At 46.7% G+C, this 22,530-nt stretch carries 19 protein-coding genes; 13 read left to right on the forward strand and 6 right to left on the reverse strand.

Annotated elements, in window-relative coordinates:
* Nucleotides 1-12: 12 nt before the first annotated feature.
* The 3 genes from P253_RS02280 to rnhB all read left to right on the forward strand — a co-directional run bounded on the left by P253_RS02280 (nucleotide 13) and on the right by rnhB (nucleotide 2,344).
* Nucleotides 13-1,224, forward strand: coding sequence for a glycosyltransferase family protein (locus tag P253_RS02280; protein WP_016658390.1), 1,212 nt, complete (start codon nucleotides 13-15; stop codon nucleotides 1,222-1,224).
* A 102-nt stretch (nucleotides 1,225-1,326) separates the two neighbouring features.
* Nucleotides 1,327-1,704: a hypothetical protein gene (locus P253_RS02285; RefSeq protein WP_005177001.1), complete on the forward strand. Its 378-nt coding sequence runs from the start codon at nucleotides 1,327-1,329 to the stop codon at nucleotides 1,702-1,704.
* A 61-nt stretch (nucleotides 1,705-1,765) separates the two neighbouring features.
* Nucleotides 1,766-2,344, forward strand: coding sequence for a ribonuclease HII (rnhB, locus tag P253_RS02290; RefSeq protein ID WP_035363061.1), 579 nt, complete (start codon nucleotides 1,766-1,768; stop codon nucleotides 2,342-2,344).
* 66 nt (nucleotides 2,345-2,410) lie between these two features.
* Here rnhB and csrA read toward each other — a convergent pair whose 3' ends face one another.
* The 3 genes from csrA to alaS all read right to left on the reverse strand — a co-directional run bounded on the left by csrA (nucleotide 2,411) and on the right by alaS (nucleotide 6,944).
* The gene (gene csrA / locus P253_RS02295) at nucleotides 2,411-2,665 is read right to left on the reverse strand and encodes a carbon storage regulator CsrA (protein WP_016658388.1); all 255 of its coding nucleotides are present in this window, start codon (nucleotides 2,663-2,665) and stop codon (nucleotides 2,411-2,413) included.
* 244 nt (nucleotides 2,666-2,909) lie between these two features.
* Nucleotides 2,910-4,190 carry an aspartate kinase gene (locus P253_RS02300; protein ID WP_005177009.1) on the reverse strand — a complete coding sequence of 427 codons (1,281 nt, stop codon included), beginning with the start codon at nucleotides 4,188-4,190 and terminating at the stop codon, nucleotides 2,910-2,912.
* A gap of 60 nt (nucleotides 4,191-4,250) precedes the next feature.
* Complete coding sequence (gene alaS / locus P253_RS02305; protein ID WP_171066691.1) at nucleotides 4,251-6,944, reverse strand: alanine--tRNA ligase; 2,694 nt, start codon at nucleotides 6,942-6,944, stop codon at nucleotides 4,251-4,253.
* 405 nt (nucleotides 6,945-7,349) lie between these two features.
* Between alaS and P253_RS02310 the strand changes: the two genes are divergently transcribed.
* The 7 genes from P253_RS02310 to P253_RS02340 all read left to right on the forward strand — a co-directional run bounded on the left by P253_RS02310 (nucleotide 7,350) and on the right by P253_RS02340 (nucleotide 13,978).
* A complete protein-coding gene (locus P253_RS02310) occupies nucleotides 7,350-8,384 on the forward strand; it encodes a type I glyceraldehyde-3-phosphate dehydrogenase (RefSeq protein ID WP_016658386.1) in 1,035 nt (344 codons plus the stop codon).
* A 162-nt stretch (nucleotides 8,385-8,546) separates the two neighbouring features.
* Nucleotides 8,547-8,861 (forward strand): hypothetical protein, encoded by a 315-nt coding sequence (locus tag P253_RS02315; protein ID WP_005177014.1) that lies wholly within the window; start codon nucleotides 8,547-8,549, stop codon nucleotides 8,859-8,861.
* A 295-nt stretch (nucleotides 8,862-9,156) separates the two neighbouring features.
* Nucleotides 9,157-10,323 carry an ATP phosphoribosyltransferase regulatory subunit gene (locus tag P253_RS02320; RefSeq protein ID WP_005177016.1) on the forward strand — a complete coding sequence of 389 codons (1,167 nt, stop codon included), beginning with the start codon at nucleotides 9,157-9,159 and terminating at the stop codon, nucleotides 10,321-10,323.
* Between the two features lie 71 nt (nucleotides 10,324-10,394).
* Nucleotides 10,395-11,714, forward strand: coding sequence for an adenylosuccinate synthase (locus tag P253_RS02325; protein WP_005177019.1), 1,320 nt, complete (start codon nucleotides 10,395-10,397; stop codon nucleotides 11,712-11,714).
* A gap of 136 nt (nucleotides 11,715-11,850) precedes the next feature.
* Nucleotides 11,851-12,636, forward strand: coding sequence for a M48 family metallopeptidase (locus P253_RS02330; protein WP_016658385.1), 786 nt, complete (start codon nucleotides 11,851-11,853; stop codon nucleotides 12,634-12,636).
* Nucleotides 12,637-12,724: 88 nt separating this feature from the next.
* Nucleotides 12,725-13,033 carry a hypothetical protein gene (locus P253_RS02335; protein ID WP_005177024.1) on the forward strand — a complete coding sequence of 103 codons (309 nt, stop codon included), beginning with the start codon at nucleotides 12,725-12,727 and terminating at the stop codon, nucleotides 13,031-13,033.
* Nucleotides 13,034-13,195: 162 nt separating this feature from the next.
* A complete protein-coding gene (locus tag P253_RS02340; RefSeq protein ID WP_016658384.1) occupies nucleotides 13,196-13,978 on the forward strand; it encodes a M48 family metallopeptidase in 783 nt (260 codons plus the stop codon).
* Nucleotides 13,979-14,060: 82 nt separating this feature from the next.
* Here P253_RS02340 and P253_RS02345 read toward each other — a convergent pair whose 3' ends face one another.
* Nucleotides 14,061-15,110 (reverse strand): NADP(H)-dependent aldo-keto reductase, encoded by a 1,050-nt coding sequence (locus tag P253_RS02345; RefSeq protein WP_016658383.1) that lies wholly within the window; start codon nucleotides 15,108-15,110, stop codon nucleotides 14,061-14,063.
* A 170-nt stretch (nucleotides 15,111-15,280) separates the two neighbouring features.
* Entirely contained in the window at nucleotides 15,281-15,985 is a 705-nt protein-coding gene (crp, locus tag P253_RS02350; RefSeq protein ID WP_016658382.1) for a cAMP-activated global transcriptional regulator CRP, read from the reverse strand.
* Nucleotides 15,986-16,132: 147 nt separating this feature from the next.
* Here crp and P253_RS02355 point away from each other — a divergent pair, with 147 nt between their 5' ends.
* The gene (locus tag P253_RS02355; RefSeq protein ID WP_005177032.1) at nucleotides 16,133-16,555 is read left to right on the forward strand and encodes an OsmC family protein; all 423 of its coding nucleotides are present in this window, start codon (nucleotides 16,133-16,135) and stop codon (nucleotides 16,553-16,555) included.
* A gap of 324 nt (nucleotides 16,556-16,879) precedes the next feature.
* Complete coding sequence (gene clpB / locus P253_RS02360; RefSeq protein WP_016658381.1) at nucleotides 16,880-19,459, forward strand: ATP-dependent chaperone ClpB; 2,580 nt, start codon at nucleotides 16,880-16,882, stop codon at nucleotides 19,457-19,459.
* Nucleotides 19,460-19,710: 251 nt separating this feature from the next.
* On the opposite strand, the gene rlmKL is transcribed toward clpB, so the two are convergent.
* On the reverse strand, nucleotides 19,711-21,915 hold the full coding sequence (rlmKL, locus tag P253_RS02365; RefSeq protein ID WP_016658380.1) for a bifunctional 23S rRNA (guanine(2069)-N(7))-methyltransferase RlmK/23S rRNA (guanine(2445)-N(2))-methyltransferase RlmL: 2,205 nt from the start codon (nucleotides 21,913-21,915) through the stop codon (nucleotides 19,711-19,713).
* A gap of 215 nt (nucleotides 21,916-22,130) precedes the next feature.
* Between rlmKL and P253_RS02370 the strand changes: the two genes are divergently transcribed.
* On the forward strand, nucleotides 22,131-22,472 hold the full coding sequence (locus tag P253_RS02370; protein WP_016658379.1) for a hypothetical protein: 342 nt from the start codon (nucleotides 22,131-22,133) through the stop codon (nucleotides 22,470-22,472).
* The last annotated feature ends 58 nt before the right edge of the window (nucleotides 22,473-22,530 follow it).

The following is a 22,530-nucleotide window of genomic DNA, read 5'->3' on the forward strand; positions in this document are numbered from 1 at the left end:
CTGGAGAGGATGATGGTCGATTTTGCACAAGAAGGCATGATTACAACAATACATGATTTAAAACAGCGCCATCTACATGAATATGAACAGGAACTTCGCGAATTTACCAAGTCCAAACCTGTCACCTTAATTTTACCTTCCTTATATTCCGAGCTTGAACATCCGGCCTTAACCCAGATTGTCGAAGAGTTGAAAGGCGCTGATTATATCCAGCAGATTATTATCGGTCTGGATCAGGCCAATGAGGAGCAGTTTGCTCATGCGCGGGAATTTTTCTCGGTATTGCCGCAGAACCATATGATTTTATGGAATGATGGGCCACGTTTGCAGCAGCTGCATCAGCAGTTAAATCAGTTAAATGTCGCGCCTTTGCAGCGTGGCAAAGGTCGTAATGTCTGGTATTGTGCCGGTTATGCCATGGCCGAAGGCAAGAGTCAGGTGGTGGCCATGCACGATTGCGATATTCGTACCTATAAGCGTGACATGCTGGCCCGGCTGATTTATCCGATGGTACATCCACAATTCAGCTTCCAGTTTTCCAAAGGTTATTATGCGCGGGTGGCCGACCGGAAAATGAATGGTCGGGTGTCACGTCTGCTGGTGTCACCTTTATTGCAGGCCCTGAAAAAAGTTTTTGGGCCGCTGGATTATTTGCTTTATCTTTCAGCCTTTCGTTATCCCTTGTCGGGGGAAATGGCAATTCATGTCGAAGCACTGCGTGACCTGAAGGTGTCAGGCGATTGGGGGCTGGAAATTGGCGTGCTCTCAGAAATTTACCGCAACTATTCCACCAAGCGCATCTGTCAGGTCGATATTGCCGATGATTATGAACATAAACATCAGGAAGTCACCACCGCCAATGGGGATGGTGGCCTAAAACGGATGAGCCGGGATATCGCACTCGCATTTTTCCGTAAGCTGGCGGCGCTGGGGGTGCAGGTCAGTCTGGACAATATTCGGATTATCCGCGCGGCCTATTATCGTAATGCGCTGGATCTGATTGATCACTATTATTATGATGCCACCACCAATGGCCTGAACTATGACCGGCACAGCGAAGAAAATGTGGTGGAATTATTTGCTCAGAGTATTGTCGAGGCAGGGGAGCAGTTTATGAATTATCCGAACCAGCAGTCTTTTATTCCAAGCTGGAACCGGGTGCAATCGGCCTGTCCAACGGTATTTGCGGATATGAAGCAGGCAGTTGCCCTGGATAATGCTTAAATTTGCCATTTATTTGTGCATTGCGGTCAAAAAGATAAACCGAATCCGCGCTAAAGCCCTTAAAATAGGCCGATAAAATGACGCAAAACTGAAGGAAAATACATGAAAAAGTTGGCTTATGTTTTAGCACCGCTGGCATTACTGTTAAGCGCATGTGCATCTACAGGCACCACTCAGCCTACAGCGGCAACAACGACCCAGCAATTGGGCGGCGCAGCACTGAAAATTGCGATTAATGCCAAATGTGTGACCGAGCTGAACAACATTCCGGCATGGCAAACGGCCACCAAAGTCATGACCAGCACCCAAAAGCAAAATATCCAGACTGAAATCTGTGGTTGTGTCAGCGAAAAAGCACCACAAAATGTGACTGCGGTAGATTTAGCGACAGCAGCGATTGACCCGGCAGCGCGTGCCACCATTGTGAGCAATGTCGTATCAAAAACCATTCATGCTTGTGTGCAAGAAGCAGTACAATAAGCGCAAGATGAAAGAAATAGGCTGACAGGTTCAGCCTATTTTATTGAAGGTAATAATGTTGATGAAAATTGCTGGTGTAGATGAAGCAGGGCGCGGGCCTCTGGTGGGAACTGTGGTGGCTGCGGCGGTCATTCTGGATCCGAATAATCCGATTGCGGGCTTGAATGATTCCAAGAAACTGAGTGAAAAGAAACGTGAAAAGTTATTCATTGAGATTCAGGAAAAAGCCCTTGCTTGGGCCATTGCTGAAGCCAGTCCGGCTGAAATTGATGAGCTGAATATTTTACAGGCCTCGCTGCTGGCTATGCGCCGTGCGGTTGAAGCCTTACAGCTCCAGCCCGATCAGGTCCTGGTCGATGGCAATAAAATCCCACAAGGACTAAGCATGCCATGTGAAGCGGTGGTCGGTGGAGATGCCTTGCACGCCGAAATTTCCGCAGCCAGTATTCTGGCTAAAGTGACCCGTGACCGGCAGATGCTGGAACTGGACCAGAAGTTTCCACAGTTTGGTTTTGCCAAGCATAAGGGCTATCCGACCAAAGCGCATTTTGAAGCAATAGCTTTGCATGGCGTAACCGCAGAGCATCGCCGTAGTTTTGGACCTGTACGTAAAGTGCTGGCTTTGCTGGAGCAACAATAATTTTGAAGCGCTGAAAAAAACTTAAAGCGGCCGTAGAGCCGCTTTATAACAAGATAACTTTAAGTCTTAACGGTTAAAGTTATTTTGTGGGTAATTATCATCTTCATAAGAAGGCTGATAATCCTGATCGAGATGTTGCAAATGCTCATGCATGGCACGTTCATGTTGAATACGTTGATAAATTTCTTCACGATGAACAGACACTTCTTTTGGCGCATTCACACCAATACGCACCTGGTTGCCTTTGACACCAAGTACAGTAACACTGACTTGATCCCCAATCATTAATGTTTCTCCGACACGTCGGGTCAGAATCAGCATGTTTATCTCCTTGCAAAATGCTAAACCTGCATTGATTTGAAAGTTTTGAAAAGCACAAAATATTTCAAGCGAAATTTTATCAGAACTCTCCCTGACAAAACCTTGTCGGATACAATTCTGTTAAGATTTCTAATTCTCATTATTTCAATATAACAGAGCCACTATAAAAAATACTATAGTGGCTCTGATTTTTTGTAGTTTTTCGCAATATTGTCTGACAATTCCAATAATTGCTGACTACAGATTAAGCACGCGCGCTTGATTCACCTGACTCGCGGTCTAAACCGAACGCCGTGTGCAGTGAACGAACTGCAAGCTCTAAATAGTTTTCTTCAATAATCACTGAAATTTTGATTTCAGAGGTCGAGATCATCAGAATGTTGATGCCTTCATCTGCAAGTGCGGTGAACATTTTGCTCGCTACGCCAGCATGTGAACGCATACCCACGCCAACAATTGACACTTTTACGATGTCATCACGGGTTGCAACTTCACGTGCACCAATTTCCTGTGCAGTCGCTTCAAGAATCGCTTTGGCTTTGGCCAGTTCACCACGGTTTACGGTAAAGGTGAAATCAGTGGTGCCATCTTCTTCAACGTTCTGGATAATCATATCCACTTCAATGTTGGCAGCGCCAATTGGGGCCAAGATTTTAGAGGCAATACCTGGCTCATCTGGCACACCGAGAATAGTCAGTTTAGCTTCGTCACGGTTAAACGCGATACCTGAGATAATTGGCTGTTCCATGTTGTCTTCCAATTCAGTAGTAATAAGAGTTCCGACGTTGTTTTTAAACTCTTCGTCAAATGCACCATCGTTGTCGTTATCGAAGCTAGATAGTACGCGTAAAGGCACCTGATATTTGCCAGCAAATTCTACAGAACGGATTTGCAGGACTTTTGAGCCTAAAGATGCCATTTCCAGCATTTCTTCAAAGGAAATACGATCCACTTTTTTTGCTTTTGGCGCAACACGCGGGTCAGTGGTGTATACACCATCAACATCGGTGTAGATCTGGCATTCATCTGCTTTTAATGCTGCGGCTAACGCAACACCGGTTGTATCTGAACCACCGCGGCCTAAAGTTGTGGTATTGCCTTGCTCGTCTACACCCTGGAAGCCTGCAACCACAATCACACGGCCGGCATCTAAATGACCGGTCATGACATCGGTGTCAATCGCTTCAATACGGGCTTTGGTGAACGCGCTGTCAGTTTTAATTCCGACTTGGCGACCGGTTAGAGATTTAGCTTCTACGCCAATAGAATTGAGCGCCATAGCTAACATGGAAATCGTTACCTGCTCACCCGTAGAAACCATCTGGTCAAGTTCACGTGGGTCAGGGGTGTCGGTAATGGCTTTTGCGAGAGCGAGCAGGCGATTGGTTTCGCCACTCATTGCTGATACAACAACGACCACCTTGTGGCCATGGTCATGCCAGCGCTTTACGCGACGAGCAACATTTAAAATGCGCTCGGGCGTACCCATAGAAGTACCGCCATATTTTTGAACGATTAATGCCATAGTTGTTCCATATAAGCCATGACCCTGATTGCCGCCAGGGTCAGTTACACAAAAGTGAAGTTATTTTGCTTCCAGCCAGGCAGTTAACTCTGCCATCACGGTTGCAAACTTCTCGTTTAGTGGCGCGCCACCTTGTGCTAAGTCAGGTTTACCACCACCTTTACCACCAAGCTCAGAGGCTAAGTGTTTGATGATGTCACCTGCTTTAATAGACGCAGTAAAGTCTTTTGCAACGGATGCAATCAGGCTCACTTTGTCACCCTCTACACCGGCAAGTACAATCACCGCGTTGTCTAATTTTGATTTCACACCGTCATGCAGGTTGCGCAGTGCTTTGGCATCCATACCCTGAACAGTGGTAATAAGTGTTGCACGGCCAGCAATGGTCTGAACTTGGCTTAAAAGTTCACCCGCTTGCAGGCTGGCCAGTTTCTGATTCAGCTGTTCAATCTGTTTTTGCAGGCTAGAGGCTGTTTCAACAATTGCTTCAACTTTCTCAATGGTTTGCTCTTTCTGTGCTTTTAACAGCGCATTAATGGTGTTGATGTCACGATCAGCTTTTTGCGCAGCTTCAATCGCTTTGGTGCCTGTCACCGCTTCAATACGACGCACGCCTGCAGCCACACCACCTTCAGAGGTTATTTTGAACAGACCGATGTCACCAGTGCGTTTCACGTGAATACCGCCACACAGTTCAATCGAGAAGTTTTTCTCTTCAATTACTGAACCCATAGACAGTACGCGAACTTCATCACCGTATTTTTCACCGAACAGCATCATCGCGCCTTTGGCTTTCGCAGATTCGATATCTAACAGCTCAGTGGTCACTTCGGTATTGGCAATCACTTCAGCATTCACCAGACGCTCAATTTCTTGCAGCTGTTCAAATGAAACCGGCTGGTCGTTGGCAAAGTCAAAACGTAATACGTCTGATGCAACCAGTGAGCCTTTTTGCTGTACGTGTGAGCCCAGAATTTGACGCAGCGCAGCGTGCAGCAGGTGAGTCGCCGAGTGGTTGCGTGCAGTTGCAGCACGAATGTCCGCTTTGACAATTGCTTCCACGTTTTGTGCTGCTTTCAGGCTACCCATGGTCACAATCCCCTGGTGTACAAAAGCGCCGCCCGATTTTTTGGTGTCTTGCACTTCAAAAATACCGGTGTCGTTTTTGAAAATACCGGTATCACCGATCTGACCACCGCTTTCTGCATAGAATGGCGTCTGGTTCAGGACGATCAGTGCTTCATCACCTTCAGCGACTTCGTCAACCTGTTCGCCATCTTTATAGATGGCAATGATTTGACCTTGACCTGCAGTGGCATCGTAACCATCAAACTGGGTTTCACCATCCACTTTGACTACGCTGTTATAGTCGATGGCAAATTTGCCGGCATCACGTGCACGTTGACGCTGTGCTGCCATTTCAACTTCAAAGCCAGCTTCATCAATGGTTAGGTCGCGTTCACGGGCAATATCTGCGGTTAGGTCGGTCGGGAAACCGTAAGTGTCATACAGTTTAAATACCACTTCGCCTGGAATCACAGAACCTTTTAAGTTCGCCAGTTCGCCTTCAAGCAATTTCAAACCTTGCTCAAGTGTTTTGGCGAATTGTTCTTCTTCTTTCAGTAATTGCGCTTCAATACGTGCTTTTTGAGCTTCCAGTTCAGGATACGCCGCACCCATTACTTCAATCAGCGGTTGCAGCATTTTGTGGAAGAATGAACCGGTTGCACCGAGTTTGTTACCATGACGCACGGCACGGCGGATAATACGGCGCAGTACATAACCACGTCCTTCGTTAGACGGATTGACGCCATCTGCAATCAGGAAGCAGCAAGAACGGGCATGGTCAGCCACCACTTTAAGTGAAGCTGGATATTGTACCGGTGTGCCTTTTTCTTTGGCTTCCGCTTCAAGTGCAGAGGTATCTAGACCAATAATTTCAGCTGCTGCTTTTAAAAGATGCTGGAACAGGTCAATTTCGTAGTTGGAGTTGACGTGCTGTAATACGGCAGAAATACGTTCCAAGCCCATACCGGTATCGACCGAAGGAGCAGGAAGCGGGTGCAATACGCCATCAGCAGTACGGTTGAACTGCATAAAGACGTTGTTCCAGATTTCAATGAAACGGTCGCCATCTTCTTCAGGTGTGCCAGGTAGGCCACCCCAGATATGATCGCCATGGTCAAAGAAAATTTCAGAACATGGACCGCATGGACCGGTATCACCCATAGCCCAGAAGTTATCAGATGCGTATTTCTCGCCTTTGTTGTCGCCAATACGGATAATACGTTCTGGTGCTAAACCGATTTCCTTGTTCCAGATGTCGAATGCTTCGTCATCGGTGTGGTAAACCGTGGCATACAGTTTGTCTTTTGGCAGGGCTAACCATTCATCACCGGTCAGGAATTCCCAGGCAAACTTGATCGCATCACGCTTGAAGTAATCACCAAAAGAGAAGTTACCCAACATTTCAAAGAAGGTGTGGTGACGCGCGGTATAGCCGACGTTGTCTAGGTCGTTATGTTTACCACCGGCACGTACACATTTTTGTGAAGATACGGCACGGACATAATCGCGCTTTTCCAGACCTAAGAAACAATCTTTAAACTGGTTCATACCAGCATTGGTGAACAGCAACGTTGGGTCGTTGGCGGGAACCAGAGAACTCGACGCGACACGTGTATGCCCTTGCGATTCAAAGTAACGCAAAAATGCTTCACGAATTTCAGCTGATGTCATAAAACGAGTACTCACAACCAAGTCACTCCATAATTCTCGATTTGGCTAAAAGCATAACAGTCTGACAAGGTTTTCTCTGCTGTTATACGGGCTTAAAATTTAAAAACGCCAAATTATAACGGAAAAAGCCACACTCACCAATGATTTTAAAGTGTTTTGATGACAAATCTGCGACGAAAACTCAAACCTTAAAGTCATCTAAACTGCTGTGAAATCACAAGCTGTTGTCATTGCTGCGGTTTAGCCAGTTACCGTGCATCCTGCTTCTTTTTATCAAGCAGAAAATAGTGCTGCTAACTGCTTAAATATTGGACAGGTTTAAATTAATTGCTGAGTTTGGCAGGAATTATTCGCCGTGTCTGGCGGAAATCCTTTAACATAAGCACAGACAAGATTGATGTGCAGTTTGAAGGAATACGGATGCAACGAGTGGCGATTAATGGCTTTGGGCGAATTGGGCGAAATGTACTGCGTGCCTGGTTTGAAAATCCTAAAGAATTTCATTTTGATATTGTCGCGATTAATGACGTTGCCGATGTTGCCACGCTACTACATCTGTTTAAATACGATTCAACCCATGGCCGTTTTCCGGGGCAGGTAGAAATCCAGCTGGAACAGGAACAAATTTATCTGTGCATACACTCGGGGCAGGCCAAGCTGAAAGTTCAGGTGCTGAGCCAGCCACAACCGGCACAGTTGCCATGGCAGCAGTTAAATATTGATGTGGTGCTGGAATGTACCGGCCTGTTCCGTTCGCGTGAAGCTGCAACCCAGCATATTCATGCCGGTGCCAAACGGGTGATTATTGGCGCAGCACCATTTGACACGGTTGATGCCGCCATTGTCTACGGGGTCAATCATCATGAGGTTAAAGCCTCAGATCAGATTATTTCCAGTGTTTCCTGTACCACTCAGGCCTTGGTGCCGTTGGTCAAAATTGTGGATGATGCCTTTGGCATTGAAACCGCGCTGATGACCGAAATTCATGCCGTGACGGCCGACCAGTCGGTGCTGGATCATGCGCACCGTGATTTACGCCGTGCACGTGCATCGGGTCAGAATATTATTCCAACCACCTCAAGTGCTTTAGGCGCCTTAAAACAGGTGATGCCCAAAATGGAAAACCGTATTGATGGCTATTCAATTCGGGTGCCCACTATTAATGTCGCTGCCATTGATGTCAGCTTTATTTCCCAGTCACCCATTACCGTACATAAGCTGAATGAAGTGCTGGTGAAAGCCGCGCAGCAGGATTATGCCGAAATTATGCAGGTCACCGATGAGCCGCTGGTATCGAGTGACTTTAACCATTCGCCGTATTCTTTAATTGTCGATCTTACCCAGACCATGGTGGTCGGGCATCAGGCCAAAGTCTTTGCCTGGTATGACAATGAATGGGGCTATGCCAACCGTTTACTGGATTTATGTGAATCTTTTGCCCATCAGGCGCATTAATTTCTATCTATCAAATCTTTGCCTAAGCTTGGGCTGCAGGGCGGTGGTCTAACCGGGTGAAACACGCTCACAGCCGGGCATTGACAGGTCGGAGGCGATTTTTCGCCTTTTTGCTATATTTTTCGTTAAGATAAAACAAAACAAATAAGTCGAGCACTACACATGATGTTTATTCTACTTTGGGGATTTATTTTACTGTTGGCCGTGGCGGTGATTTTTCTGATCTGGCTGCAGTTTAAAAACCAGCATGATCATTTGAATCGCCAAAGCGATAATCATCAGCTTGAAAACAAAGTCATCAGTCTGGAAGAAAATCTGAAAAAGACTTTAGAGATCATGCAGGATCTGGCCAAGAAAATGCACGTGCAGCAGGAAGCGCTAGATAAATCGGCGCAGCGTATTCACCAGCTGGAAACCCAGAACGTCGAGCTGGTCAATTTAATTACTCAGGTGCTGGATCCGAATAAAGTCAAATAAGACTTTTTAAGCAGATGGACGCAGGGCAGAGGGAAAATGATTTCCATCTGCGCTGAAAAAAGATGATAAGTTTGGGATGTGTCCAGCTCCTTTATCTTCCTCAGCAAAAACAGCTTTTACTCTCGAAATGACAGCTCCAGCCGGGCAGGATTGCAATGGAATTGATCAGACAGAGAAAATTATCAAATTTGCGATGCACAGCCCATTTGATCGTGCTAAACTAGGAGAAATCGGGTGTGCTCCCGATTTTTTTATGCGGATTTGTTCCGCGCAGACAAGAATTTAGGTTTACAACATGCCCATTTCAGAGACATGGTTATTACCTGATGGTGTAGCTGATGTATTACCAGAACAAGCGCAAGTCATCGAAACATTGCGCCGTAATTCACTGGATTTCCTCGCATCTCGAGGTTATCAGTTGGTGTACACGCCATTTATTGAATATATCGAATCTCTCTCTTCTCTTTCAGAATCGAATCAAGATTTAGACCTGGCCACGTTCAAGGTGATTGACCAGCTGTCTGGCCGTCTGCTTGGCGTGCGTGCCGATATGACACCACAGGTGGCGCGTATTGATGCGCATGTGCATCCGGTAGATGGTGTGGCGCGTTATTGCTACGCTGGTACGGTTTTGCATACCAAGCCACAGGGCTTTAATACCACCCGTGCGCCTTTGCAGCTGGGTGCCGAACTGTTCGGTTCCGACAGCATTGATGCTGATGTGGAAATGGTTGACCTGATGATCAGCCTGATTCAGGAAGCCGGTCTGGCCGATGGTATCCACCTGGATTTAGGCCATGTGGGTCTATTCCGCAGTCTGGTACAAAAAGCTGGTCTGAACAAAGCCACTGAGCGTCAGTTATCTGATTTATATCAGCGTAAAGCCTTGCCAGAACTGGCGGACTTTACCCAGGACTTAGCCTTTGGTTCAGATTTCTATGCGCTGGGCCGTTTTGCCAGTGATCTGGATGCACTGGAAGCCCATTTAAGCGCCGATGTGCTGGCCAATGTGGAATTTAAACATGCCTTTGATGCGGTAAAAACCACCCAGGCAGAAATTCAGGCACGCTGGCCAAATCTGCATATCGGGATTGATGTGGTAGAACTGCGTTCGTATCACTACCATACCGGTTTAATGTATGCCGTTTATGCACCAAACCGTGCAGCACCACTGGCTCAAGGCGGCCGTTATGATGGTATTGGCCAGCATTTTGGTCGTGCCCGTCCGGCAACCGGTTTCTCTTGCGACTTATATGCGCTCAGCGCCGGTCGTTTCGAAGCCAAATCGGTGGTGGTTGCACCAAAGGGCAATCAGGCAGATTTATTGGCTGCAATTCAGGCCACCCGTACCCAAGGCTTAAGTGTAATTCAGTTATTGGGTCAGGATGATTTAAGCTCTGTACCGTATGCAACTCACCAGCTGGTGAATCGTAACGGTGAGTGGACGGTCGAAAAAATTTAATCGCCAGCGCATGTGTTCATGTCACATGCGCCTGGTTTTCAATTTTAACAGCATGATGTAATGAGGCTATTATGGGCAAGAATGTTGTGGTACTTGGTACCCAATGGGGCGACGAAGGTAAAGGTAAAATCGTCGACCTGCTCACAGATCAAGCGGCTGCGGTAGTACGTTATCAAGGCGGACACAACGCAGGTCATACTCTCGTGGTTGGTGGTAAGAAAACTGTATTACACCTCATTCCATCTGGTATTTTACGTGAAAATGTACTGTGCTTAATTGGTAACGGTGTGGTGCTTTCACCTGAAGCGCTGATCAAGGAAATGACCATTCTTGAACAGGAAGGCGTGCCAGTTAAAGAACGTTTACGTATTTCTCCAAACTGTCCATTAATTCTTCCGAACCACATTGCGCTGGATCAGGCACGTGAGAAAAAACGTGGTAATGCCAAAATTGGTACTACCGGTCGTGGTATTGGTCCTGCCTATGAAGATAAAGTGGCGCGCCGTGCAGTACGTGTGGCTGACCTGGTGCGTGGCGGTGACGCATTACGTGCGCAACTGGCTGAATTGCTGGATTACCACAACTTCCAGTTAACTCAATACTACGGTGTTGAAGAAGTTAAACTGGACGACGTAATTGCGCTATGTGACCAATGGCGTGAAGTGATTGCACCATTAGTGGTGGATGTAACTACTGAAATTCATAATTACCGTAAAAACGGTGACAACATTATGTTTGAAGGTGCGCAAGGTTCATTGCTGGACGTTGACCACGGTACTTATCCGTACGTGACTTCTTCAAACACCACCGCGGGCGGCGTAAGCTCAGGTTCAGGTTTGGGTCCATTGCATCTTGACTATGTGCTGGGTATTACCAAAGCCTACACCACGCGTGTGGGTGCTGGTCCATTCCCAACTGAACTGGTTTACGACGCGGCAAATGATGTGGGTGATGCAATTGGTAAACACCTGGGTACAGTGGGTCACGAGTTTGGTGCATCTACTGGCCGTCAACGTCGTTGTGGGTGGTTCGATGCAGAAATCCTGCGCCGTTCAGTGGATGTCAACTCACTGTCTGGAATCTGCCTGACCAAGTTAGACGTATTGGATGGTTTAGAAGAAATTAAAATCTGTGTTGGCTATGAAAACACCGATTCAGGTTGTGTCGGTTCTTCTGACGCGCTGGCTTATGAAAACTTGAAGCCAATTTACGAAACCATGCCAGGCTGGTCTGAGTCAACTGTGGGTGCGACCAGTGTTGAACAATTGCCTGAAAATGCAATCAACTACATCAAGCGTCTTGAGCAGTTAATTGAATGTCCAATCGATATCATTTCAACGGGTCCAGACCGTGCAGAAACCATTATTCTGCGTCATCCGTTTGAAGCTTAATCGTTTAAACTGAAATGAAAAAACCCTGTGCCTGCACAGGGTTTTTTATTTTTGGTCGAGAAAAATAGCGCACCATCTTGAGAATTCCCTGATTTTGTTTATAGTGCTAGGCACTTTCGAACAATTAGAGAATGTTATGAAATATAAGGACTTAGCCATTGGAATTGTATTGGCAACGCATTTGACGGGCTGCGCCACTGTGGCAGAACTGGCCGGGGCCGATTCAGCGACTTTAAACTTAAACGCCAGTCAGAGCTATCAGCAAATGTTGCAGGAAGCCGAGCAGAAAAAGGTGCTAGATACCCGTTCTGCTACCTATAAGAAAGTCAATCGCGTGTTTTTAAAGATGAAGCCCTATGCTGACCAGATGAACCAGACCGGGCAGACTTTTGAGTGGCAAGTGGCGGTGATTAAGTCACCTGAAATTAATGCCTATGTGGCCCCAGGTGGCAAAGTGGTGTTCTATACCGGCATTGTTGAAAACCTGAAACTGACCGACAATGAAGTCGCGGCGATCATGGGCCATGAAATGGTACATGCACTGGAAGAACATGCCAAAAGTAAAATTGGTGCCCAGACCCTGACCAATCTGGCGGTTAGTATTGGCTCGCAATATGTGGGCCAGTCGGTGGGTGGTTATGGTGGTTTACTTCTGGATTTAGGCAGTCAGTTTGGGGTAGGGTTGCCTTATTCGCGTAATCTGGAAAGCCGCGCCGACAAAGGTGGTTTACTGTTAATGGCCAAAGCCGGTTATGATCCGAATGCAGCCATTACGCTCTGGCAGAAAATGAATGCCAACGATGCGCGTGGAAATAGCGCCATGGCCAAGTTTATGTCGACCCATCCAAGTAATAATGACCGTATTGCCGCATTACAGCAGATGATGCCGGAAGCAATGCAGTATTACCGCGTTGCGAAGTAATTCAAGACTAAAGTTGCACACATCAGCACTGTCTATTCAGATGGTGCTTGCTAGAATAAAACACAGCAAAAACATTGGGTCAGGCAGGATGCATAAAAATATTTCAAGCACCATTTTCTATTCGTTATTATTTGCCATGGGCGGTGCACCGACCATTGCGATGTTGCTGATTCTGTTACAAAAGCATGATCCGAATATTATGTATCAGGCCTTTATTGGCCTGAGTGTGATTTTTGCCTGTATTCTGGTGCCGCTAGTGCTGATCCAAAACGCCTATTTATTCTATAAACGTAAAAATCCGGCACTGGAAGAGAAAATGGAAGTGGTTTCGCAGATGTATCTGGGCCTGAATATTTTCTGTCTGGTATTCTGGATTTTCTATCAGTTTGCCTATTAAGGCCGTATTCCGCTCGTTGCTGCTGATGTAGCTACAGTTTACACAGCACTGCCATTGTTTACATAAATGATATGATTATGAAGCCATTTCAGATTTAAAGCATTGAAATGATTTCATATAATTCATGAGTATGTGTATAGCCGAATGGCGGAGATTATTATAATGAACAAAAAATTGGTATTGAGTTTTTGTGCCGCAAGTGCAATCACTTTTTCAGGCTGTACCACCGTGGCCGATATGGCCGGTGCAGATACCGCAACCCTAAATGCAACCGCGGCGCAAAGTTATAACCAGATGGTGCAAGATGCGCGTAACAAGGGGCAGCTGGACACCAGTTCAAGTACCTATAAACGTATTAACACGGTGTTCCAGCGTTTAACACCGGTTGCCAACCAGATGAACCAGACTGGTCAGCCATTTAGCTGGCAGCTGGCAGTATTAAAATCTGACCAGATTAATGCCTTTGTCGCGCCCGGCGGTAAAGTGGTGTTCTATACTGGTATCGTCAACAAACTGAACCTGACCGATGCCGAAATTGCTGCGATTATGGGCCATGAAATGGTGCATGCTCTAGAAGAACATGCCAAGAGTAAGATTGGCGCGCAGGCACTGACCAATTTGGCTTTAAATATCGGTTTAAGCGCAGCAGGCAGTAACGTTGGCCAGTTAGGTGCTGCAGCGGCACAATTGGGCGCACAGGTAGGTGTGGGCTTGCCATATTCACGTAATCTGGAAAGTCGTGCCGATGAAGGCGGTTTAATGCTGATGGCGCGTGGTGGCTATAACCCGCAAGCGGCAATTACCTTATGGGAAAAAATGAACCGCTTAGAAGGTGGTGGCGGGGCATCGTTCCTGTCGACTCACCCATCGAACAGCCAGCGTATTGCAGCGATGCGTGAGAACTTGCCGGCTGCTCAGGCCATTTATAACCAGAACCGTCGTTAAGCTTCTGGGTTTAAAATAGATTTAAAAATGCCTCATATGATGAGGCATTTTTTTATGCATGAGGTTTTGTTAATACCTGTCATCAAGGTGCCGGGTTGGGCTGCTGACGGTGAATCGCTTCAATGCCTTGTAAAATGTCATCGGACAGATTGACTTCAAAGGCATCAATATTTTCTTTTAGCTGTTCCAGCGAAGTCGCACCAATAATGGTACTGGTGACAAAGAACTGCTGCTTAATAAAAGCCAAAGCCAGTTGGGTTAAGCTGAGGCCATGTTGCTCGGCCAGTTGCGCATATTGTTCAGTGGCCCATTCACTTTCTGGATTGCTGTAGCGGCTAAAGCGTGAATACAGGGTAACACGCGCATTGGTCGGACGGGCACCATGCCGGAATTTCCCGGTTAAATAACCAAAGGCCAGAGGAGAGTAAGCCAGTAAGCCGACGCCTTCATATTTGGCAATTTCCGACATGCCAATTTCATAGGTGCGATTCAGCAGGTTATAGGGGTTTTGTACGCTGACAAATTTGCTTAAACCGAGTTTTTCCGCCAGATGCAAAAACTTCATGGTGCCCCATGGGGTTTCATTGGAGAGGCCAATATAGCGAATCCGGCCGTTCTGGATTTCCTGCTGCAATGCGGTCAGGGTTTCTTCAAGGTCGGTGACATGCTGCTGTGCATGGGCTTCGGTATTGCCATAACCCAGTTTGCCAAAGAAGTTGGTCGGGCGCTGTGGCCAGTGCAGTTGGTATAAGTCAATATAGTCGGTTTGCAGGCGTTTCAGGTTGCCATCCAGGGCAGTGCGAATATCGGTAGCGTTGTAACGGGTTTGACCATCACGAATATGACTGCCACCCTGAGCCGGTCCGGCAATTTTTGAGGCCAAAAAAAGCTTGTCCCGTCCACCGCGCGCCTTGAGCCAGTTGCCAATCATGACTTCGGTGGCACCTTGAGTTTCTGGTTTAGGGGGCACCGGATACATTTCGGCGGTATCCCAGAAATACAGGCCACGTTCCAGTGCATAATCCAGCTGGGCGAAGGCTTCATCCTGGGTGTTTTGTTCACCAAAGGTCATGGTGCCCAGACAGATTTCAGGCAATAAAATACCGGTATCAGCAAGGGGATTGAACTGCATAAGATGTCCTTATTCAAAATATCATCAAGCGAATAGGGACTAGGCTAAACCATCGCAGGCAGACTGTTAAATCAATATTTTAGGTTAGTTTGTAAATATTTTTCACATAGCGAACAGGCATAAAAAAGGCAAATCCGAAGATTTGCCTTAAGCATATAGCAGTTTAAGACTTATTCATCATCAAACTGTTCATCTGCTGCATCATTTTGCTCTAAAGAGGCATCAAAAATCAGAATGGCTTTACCATCAGTTTCGATCATGCCTTGTTCTTCCAGGGTTTTCAGAACACGGCCGACCATTTCACGTGAACAGCCAACAATGCGGCCAATTTCCTGACGGGTAATGCGGATTTGACGGCCATTTGGCAAAATCATGGCTTCAGGCTGCGCAGACAGGTCAATCAGACAACGCGCAATACGGCCTGAAACATCAATGAAGGCCAGATCGGTCACTTTACGCGTGGTATTTTTTAAACGGCGCACCAGTTGGGCAAATACCGCATAGCTTAAATCTGGATATTGCTTGCTGAGCTCGTGGAAGTTTTCATAAGTCACTTCGGCAATTTCACAAACGTCACGTGTGCGTACTTCTGCAGTACGTTGTGGATTTGCTTCAAATAGACCCATTTCCCCAAAGAAGTCACCCGGATTCAAATAAGCCACAACAATTTCGCGATCATCATCTTCACGCAGAATGATGGAAACAGATCCTTTCAGAATCAAATAAAGTGATTTTGATTCAGACCCCGCCTCAACAATTGTGGTCCGTTTCGGATAACGGTTGATATATGCACGTTTTAATAATGCCTTGACTGAATCTGGTAATTGACCAGGAGACAGGGCATCGGTGCTTAATTGTGAAAAGTTTGAAGTCATGCTAAAGGTTCCGAAAATGGATAAATAATAGATCGCACAAGACCTAGTATGAACTTGTCACACAGTAGAGATGAAATTCCTTATCAACTCAAATTATGTTAGTGTACAGGCACCTTGTAAATTTATAGTTTTTTTGAAGGACTTGCAATGCAAACGAGTGTTCATTGGCTAGAGAATGTTGCTTTTGAAGCAAAATCGGAAAGTGGCCATAGCGTGGTGATGGATGGTTCTGCCGAGTATGGTGGAGAAAACCGTGGACCACGTCCCATGGAGCTCATTTTAATGGGACTTGGTGGTTGTGCATCGTTTGATATTGTGACCATTTTAAAGAAATCACGTCAGGATGTGACTGGTGTGGTTTGTCAGCTGAAAGCAGAACGTGCCGATTCGATTCCGGCGGTGTTCACCAAAATTCATCTGCATTTTGTGGTGACAGGCAAGGCAGTCAAGGAAAAGCAGGTCGCCAAGGCAGTTGAATTATCCGCAGAAAAATACTGTTCAGCCAGCAAAATGCTGTCAGATGGTGGTGTTGAAATTAGCCACGATTTCGAGATTATCGAAGCAGAATAATCGTGACTGTAAAGCCATGTAGAAAGTCGGTTGATTGCCGGCTTTTTTTATTTTCCATGATTTTAGACCCCGCAAAAAATTGGCCGCAATGGGCAGATCTCTCAAAATGCGCATTTCCTGTTACATAGGTCGCAACATCATTGCTGTATAAAAATAATCCTGATGCTAACTTGAAATTGACCGGTCACAGACCAATATTATAATTGAGTTATATCTGTTGCATTAAAATAACACTTTGAAAAATATATGAAAAATCATTTGAAATTGCCAAAAGTACTCCCATATATGTTTCAAGTGAAAAAATTGTTGTGAGGAATAACAAGAATGCGTTTTGAAAAATTTACAAATCGCTTACAGCAAGCTCTCTCCGATGCGCAATCGCTGGCGATGGGCAAAGACCATACCGCTATTGACGGCATTCATGTCTTGGCCACCCTGTTAGAAGAAGCATCCAATGTCAGCTTGTTACAGCAGGCCGGCGCTCAGTTGCGTGATTTGCAGAGCAAATTGCAACAGGCACTGAATGATGCGCCAACGCTAGCCAATCCGACTGGCGACATTAATTTAAGTCCGGAAGCGGTTAAAGCCTTAAACCTGGCCGATAGCTATGCCCAGAAAGCGGGCGATGAATTCCTGTCTACCGACTGGGTATTACTGGGCCTGAGCGAAGTTGGGGCCACCAAAAGCTTATTGAACAGTATCGGTGTCAGTGCAGACAGTCTGCGTCAGGTAATTTTAAAAATTCGAGGTGATGAAAAAGTGATGAGTAATAATCATGAAGATCAACGTGATTCACTCAATAAATACACTGTAGATTTAACCGAACGTGCGCTGGCCGGCAAGCTCGATCCGGTGATTGGCCGTGATGATGAAATCCGCCGTACCGTACAGGTCTTGTCACGTCGCACCAAAAATAACCCGGTGCTGATTGGTGAGCCTGGGGTCGGTAAAACCGCAATTGTGGAAGGTCTGGCACAGCGTATTGTCAATGGCGAAGTGCCAGAGAGCTTAAAAGGCAAACGTGTGTTATCGCTGGACTTGGGTTCATTGCTAGCCGGTGCCAAATATCGCGGCGAGTTTGAAGAGCGCTTAAAAGCGGTCCTGAAAGATCTGGCCAAACACGAAGGCGAAATCATCCTGTTTATTGATGAGTTGCATACCCTGGTCGGCGCCGGTAAAGGCGATGGCGCAATGGATGCCGGTAACATGCTGAAACCGGCGCTGGCACGTGGTGAATTACGCTGCGTGGGGGCAACCACGCTCGATGAATATCGTCAGTACATTGAAAAAGATGCCGCCCTTGAGCGCCGTTTCCAGAAAGTGCTAGTCGATGAGCCAAGTGTCGAAGACACTATTGCCATTTTACGTGGTCTGAAAGAGCGTTATGAAGTCCACCACGGGGTGAAAATTCTCGACTCGGCGATTATTGCTGCAGCGAAAATGTCGCATCGTTATATCACTGACCGTCAGTTGCCCGACAAAGCCATTGACCTGATTGATGAAGCGGCATCGCGCATCAAGATGGAGCTGGACTCTAAACCGGAAGCGCTGGATAAGCTGGAACGCCGTCTGATTCAGTTAAAGCTGCAACTTGAAGCCGTGAAAAAAGATGAAGATGCCGGCAGCCGAGCAGAAGTCAGCCATCTGGAAAAACAGATTGAAGACGTCCAAAAAGACTATAATGATCTGGAAGAAGTGTGGAAGTCTGAAAAAACTCTGGTCGAAGGCACTAAGCAGATTCAGGCACAGCTGGATCAGGCGCGTATTGCCTTGCAAAAAGCACAGCGTGAAAATGATCTGGGCGAGATGTCGCGTCTGCAATATGGCGTGATTCCGGAACTCGAAAAACAGCTGGCCCAAGATGAGCTGGTGGAAGAGAAAGAAGAACCGAAGTTATTGCGCAATAAAGTCACCGATAACGAAATTGCGGAAGTGGTCAGCGCAGCCACCGGTATTCCGGTTGCGAAAATGCTGCAAGGCGAGCGTGAAAAACTGCTGCAAATGGAAAGCTTCCTGCATCAGCGTGTGGTAGGGCAGGATGAAGCGGTGATTGCGGTATCGAACGCAGTGCGACGTTCGCGTGCCGGGTTGTCGGATCCGAACCGTCCAAGTGGTTCTTTCCTGTTCCTGGGTCCAACCGGTGTTGGTAAGACCGAGTTAACCAAAGCCTTGGCCAACTTCCTGTTTGACAGTGATGACGCCATGATCCGGATTGATATGTCCGAATTTATGGAAAAACACTCGGTCAGCCGTCTGGTCGGTGCGCCTCCGGGCTATGTCGGCTATGAAGAAGGCGGGGTATTAACCGAAGCCGTACGCCGTAAACCATATAGCGTGGTGCTGTTTGATGAGGTGGAAAAAGCCCATCCGGATGTATTTAACATCTTGCTGCAGGTACTGGATGATGGTCGCTTGACCGACTCGCAGGGCCGTGTGGTGGACTTTAAAAACACCGTGATTGTAATGACCTCGAACCTGGGTTCAAGCGATGTGCGTGAACTGGGTGATAACCCAAGCCGTGATGATGTACGCAATGTGGTGATGGCGGCGGTGTCTGAGCATTTCCGTCCGGAGTTTATCAACCGTATTGATGAACTGGTGGTGTTCCATGCCCTGGAAAAAGCGCAGATTCGTGGTATTGCCGATATCCAGCTGGACCGTTTACGTGCCCGTCTGGCCGACCGCGATATCAAGTTAACGGTAGATGATTCTGCCTTTGACCAGCTGATTGAAACCGGTTTTGACCCAGTCTACGGTGCGCGTCCATTGAAACGTGCGATTCAGCAACAGGTAGAAAATAATCTGGCGCAGAAAATTCTGGCCGGTGACTTCCAGCCGGGAGATACCATTGTGATTACGGCAGATGCAGGCCAACTGGATTTCCAGAAGCTGAAACTGAACTAATCCGCACACGGTTCATCTAAACTGTTTAATCAAAGACCTGGCTTCGGCCGGGTTTTTTTATGGAGGTATCTGCAGCAAAAAGCCGGGCAGATGTAGCGATTCACTCTGCAAAGTAAGTCCACGCTGGATGATGAGTGACAGCGTAAAGTTTCCGATGTAAAAAAAGCCTGCTATGGGGTAGCAGGCTTTTTATTGCTAATCGAATGAACTGTGAATAGAAAAGGATTAAATCATCCTTTACCATTCACATTTTAGATTTGTGGATGCTGGATTTTCCAGGCGCGGTGAATCTTCTGGTTACGCTTGAAATCTGGACCAATGGTTTCATGGCTGATCTCCTGGATATCAAACAGCGCTGGCAAGGTTTCATCCATTTCAAAACCGCGATAGTTATTCGAGAAGTACAGGGTGCCTTCTGTGGTTAAACGGTTCATGGCGCGTTTAATTAGCGAGACATGGTCACGTTGTACATCAAAGGTGCCGTAGAATTTTTTCGAATTGGAGAAGGTTGGCGGATCAATAAAGATCAGGTCATATTGCTCATGACCTTCTTTTAGCCACTCAAAACAGTCGCTGGCAAAGAACTGGTGTTGTTCATCGGTATGGTCGACGGTTAAGCCGTTTAAGACAAAGTTTTCTTTGGACCAGTTTAAATAGGTGTTGGACAAGTCCACACTGGTGGTACTGGCCGCGCCGCCTAAAGCGGCATGCAAACTCGCCGTTGATGTATAGCTGTACAGATTGAGGAAATGCTTGCCTTTAGCTTCTTTGGCAATGCGTAAACGAATCTGACGATGGTCCAGGAATAGGCCGGTATCCAGATAGTCGGTGAGGTTAACCAGAATCTTGGCCTGACCCTCCTGCACAATAAAGCGTTTCGATGCGGTACTTTGTTTGGTGTACTGGTTTTTACCTTCCTGACGGGCACGGGTTTTAATAAACACGGCATCACGGCCTAAACCGGTCACGGCACGAATCGCTTGCAGCGCCAGGTTAAAGCGTTTTTTTGCTTTTTCAGGATCAATTTTCTTCGGTGGTGCATATTCCTGCACATGCAGACGATCACCATATAAATCGACCGCGACATTAAAGTCCGGTAAATCTGCATCGTATAAACGCAGACAATAGACGTTTTCTTTAACCGTCCATTTCTTTAAGGCCTGCATGTTTTTTTGCAGACGGTTGGTAAAGTCTTCGGCACCTTCAATCGGTTCAAACTGCTGTGGCTGCCAGTCGGCCAGGAATGGTTTTACTACTGCCGATGGTTTGACCGTACCAAAACGAATGTAAATTGGCAGCTTACCATTCATTAAACGCAAGGTTTGCGGCTCATTAAATGCCAGCACATCGGCCTGTTCCACCTGGGCTGCAATGACAGCAGCAGACTGGTTCGGGAAATGTTTTTGTAGCAGGGCAGACAGACCTAAATACAAGGCACGGTTCGAGGCTTTATCACCCAGACGCTCACCATACGGCGGGTTGGTCACCACAAAGGCAGTTTTGCCTTCGGCCTGAAAATCTGGCCAGTCTGACAAGGTGCGTTCTTCAATCTGGATATGATCGAGCAGACGTTCAAAACCGGCGGCAATAATATTCTGTTTGGTGGCTTTGACTGCTTCCCAGTCGGCATCAAAAGCATAAAATTTTGGCAGTGGTTGTTCCAGTGCCTGTTGATGACGCTCAGCCGCCTCTGCCTTTAATGACATCCACAGTTCATGGTCATGGCCATTCCAGCCATTAAAGCCGAAACGACGCACCAGCCCCGGCGCACGGTCGGTTAAAATCAGCAGGGATTCAATAATAAAGGTGCCTGAACCACACATCGGGTCCAGAATAATGTCCGGATTTTTTTCTTTGAGTTTGGCTTTTTGCAAAATTGCCGCGGCCAGGTTTTCTTTAATTGGCGCATCGGTCATAAAACGGCGGTAGCCACGTTTATGTAGCGAATCCCCGGACAAGTCGAGACAATAGGTATGCTCGGTTTTGCCGGCCAGAATATAGAGGGTAATTTCCGGTTGCTTGGTGTCAATACTTGGACGGCGGCCTACCGCTTCCATAAAGGAATCGACCACACCATCTTTGGCGCGTAAGGTGGCAAACTGGGTATTGACCTTGATTTCACGTTCCACATGCAGGCGAATGGCAAAGGTGCTTTGTGGTGCAAAAATCAGTGACCAGTCGAAGCTGATTGCACCTTCATAAAGCTCTTCAGCCACATCACGTGCGTCGTGATGGCGTTCCAGCTCATAAGTATGAATTGGCATTAAGACACGGGAAGCCAAACGTGACCACATACAAATGCGATACGCCTGTTCCAAGCTGCCTTTGAAAATTAAACGACCCGGTAAACGTTCAATATTTTGAACCCCTAAACCTTCTAATTCCTCTTGAAGCAAGGTTTCAAGTCCATCTGCACAGGTGACCCAGTATGTAGAAAGACGCGGTTTCGAATGCATGTAAATTTCCAAAAGCAACAAAGCAATCTGATATTTTAACGTATTTTCACGGCTTTGGGCGGATGTTGTGCTGAAGATATACAAGATTTATTTGTACTAAAACCCCTTCAAATTGATTCATTTTCTGTGCTTCCTAGCGGTTGGTATACATTTTGCACAATAAATAATGATAACGAAAAATGACCTTAATTTTAAAATTGGAGAACGGGGAAAATATGCGAGTCGAAAGCAGTGATCAGTTAATTGCCCATAATGAAGCCTTTTCAGTGGCCACCTTATTGTATACACGTTTACGCCGGGTCAGCGGCAGGGTAATTGATGCCTTGTATCTGGTCGATCATCCGGGCTATGCCAAAGATGTGATTGAGCTGGCTTTAGCCACCGGAGATGCTGAATTAAGCCGTTATGCCGAACGGCTGACCAGGCTACTGGATTTAAATGCACCGTTGCTGAACCCGCTAGATGAGGTCATCGACGAACAGGTTGAACCCGAAATTACCGAGGAAGAGATTTACCGGGCACAGGTGTCGCATCATTATATTGGTGCCTTGCGTTAAAACCACCATCATCCAGATCAACAAGCTCTCGATTCTGGGGGCTTTTTTATCTATCATC

Source organism: Acinetobacter indicus CIP 110367 (assembly GCF_000488255.1).
Classification (GTDB): domain Bacteria; phylum Pseudomonadota; class Gammaproteobacteria; order Pseudomonadales; family Moraxellaceae; genus Acinetobacter; species Acinetobacter indicus.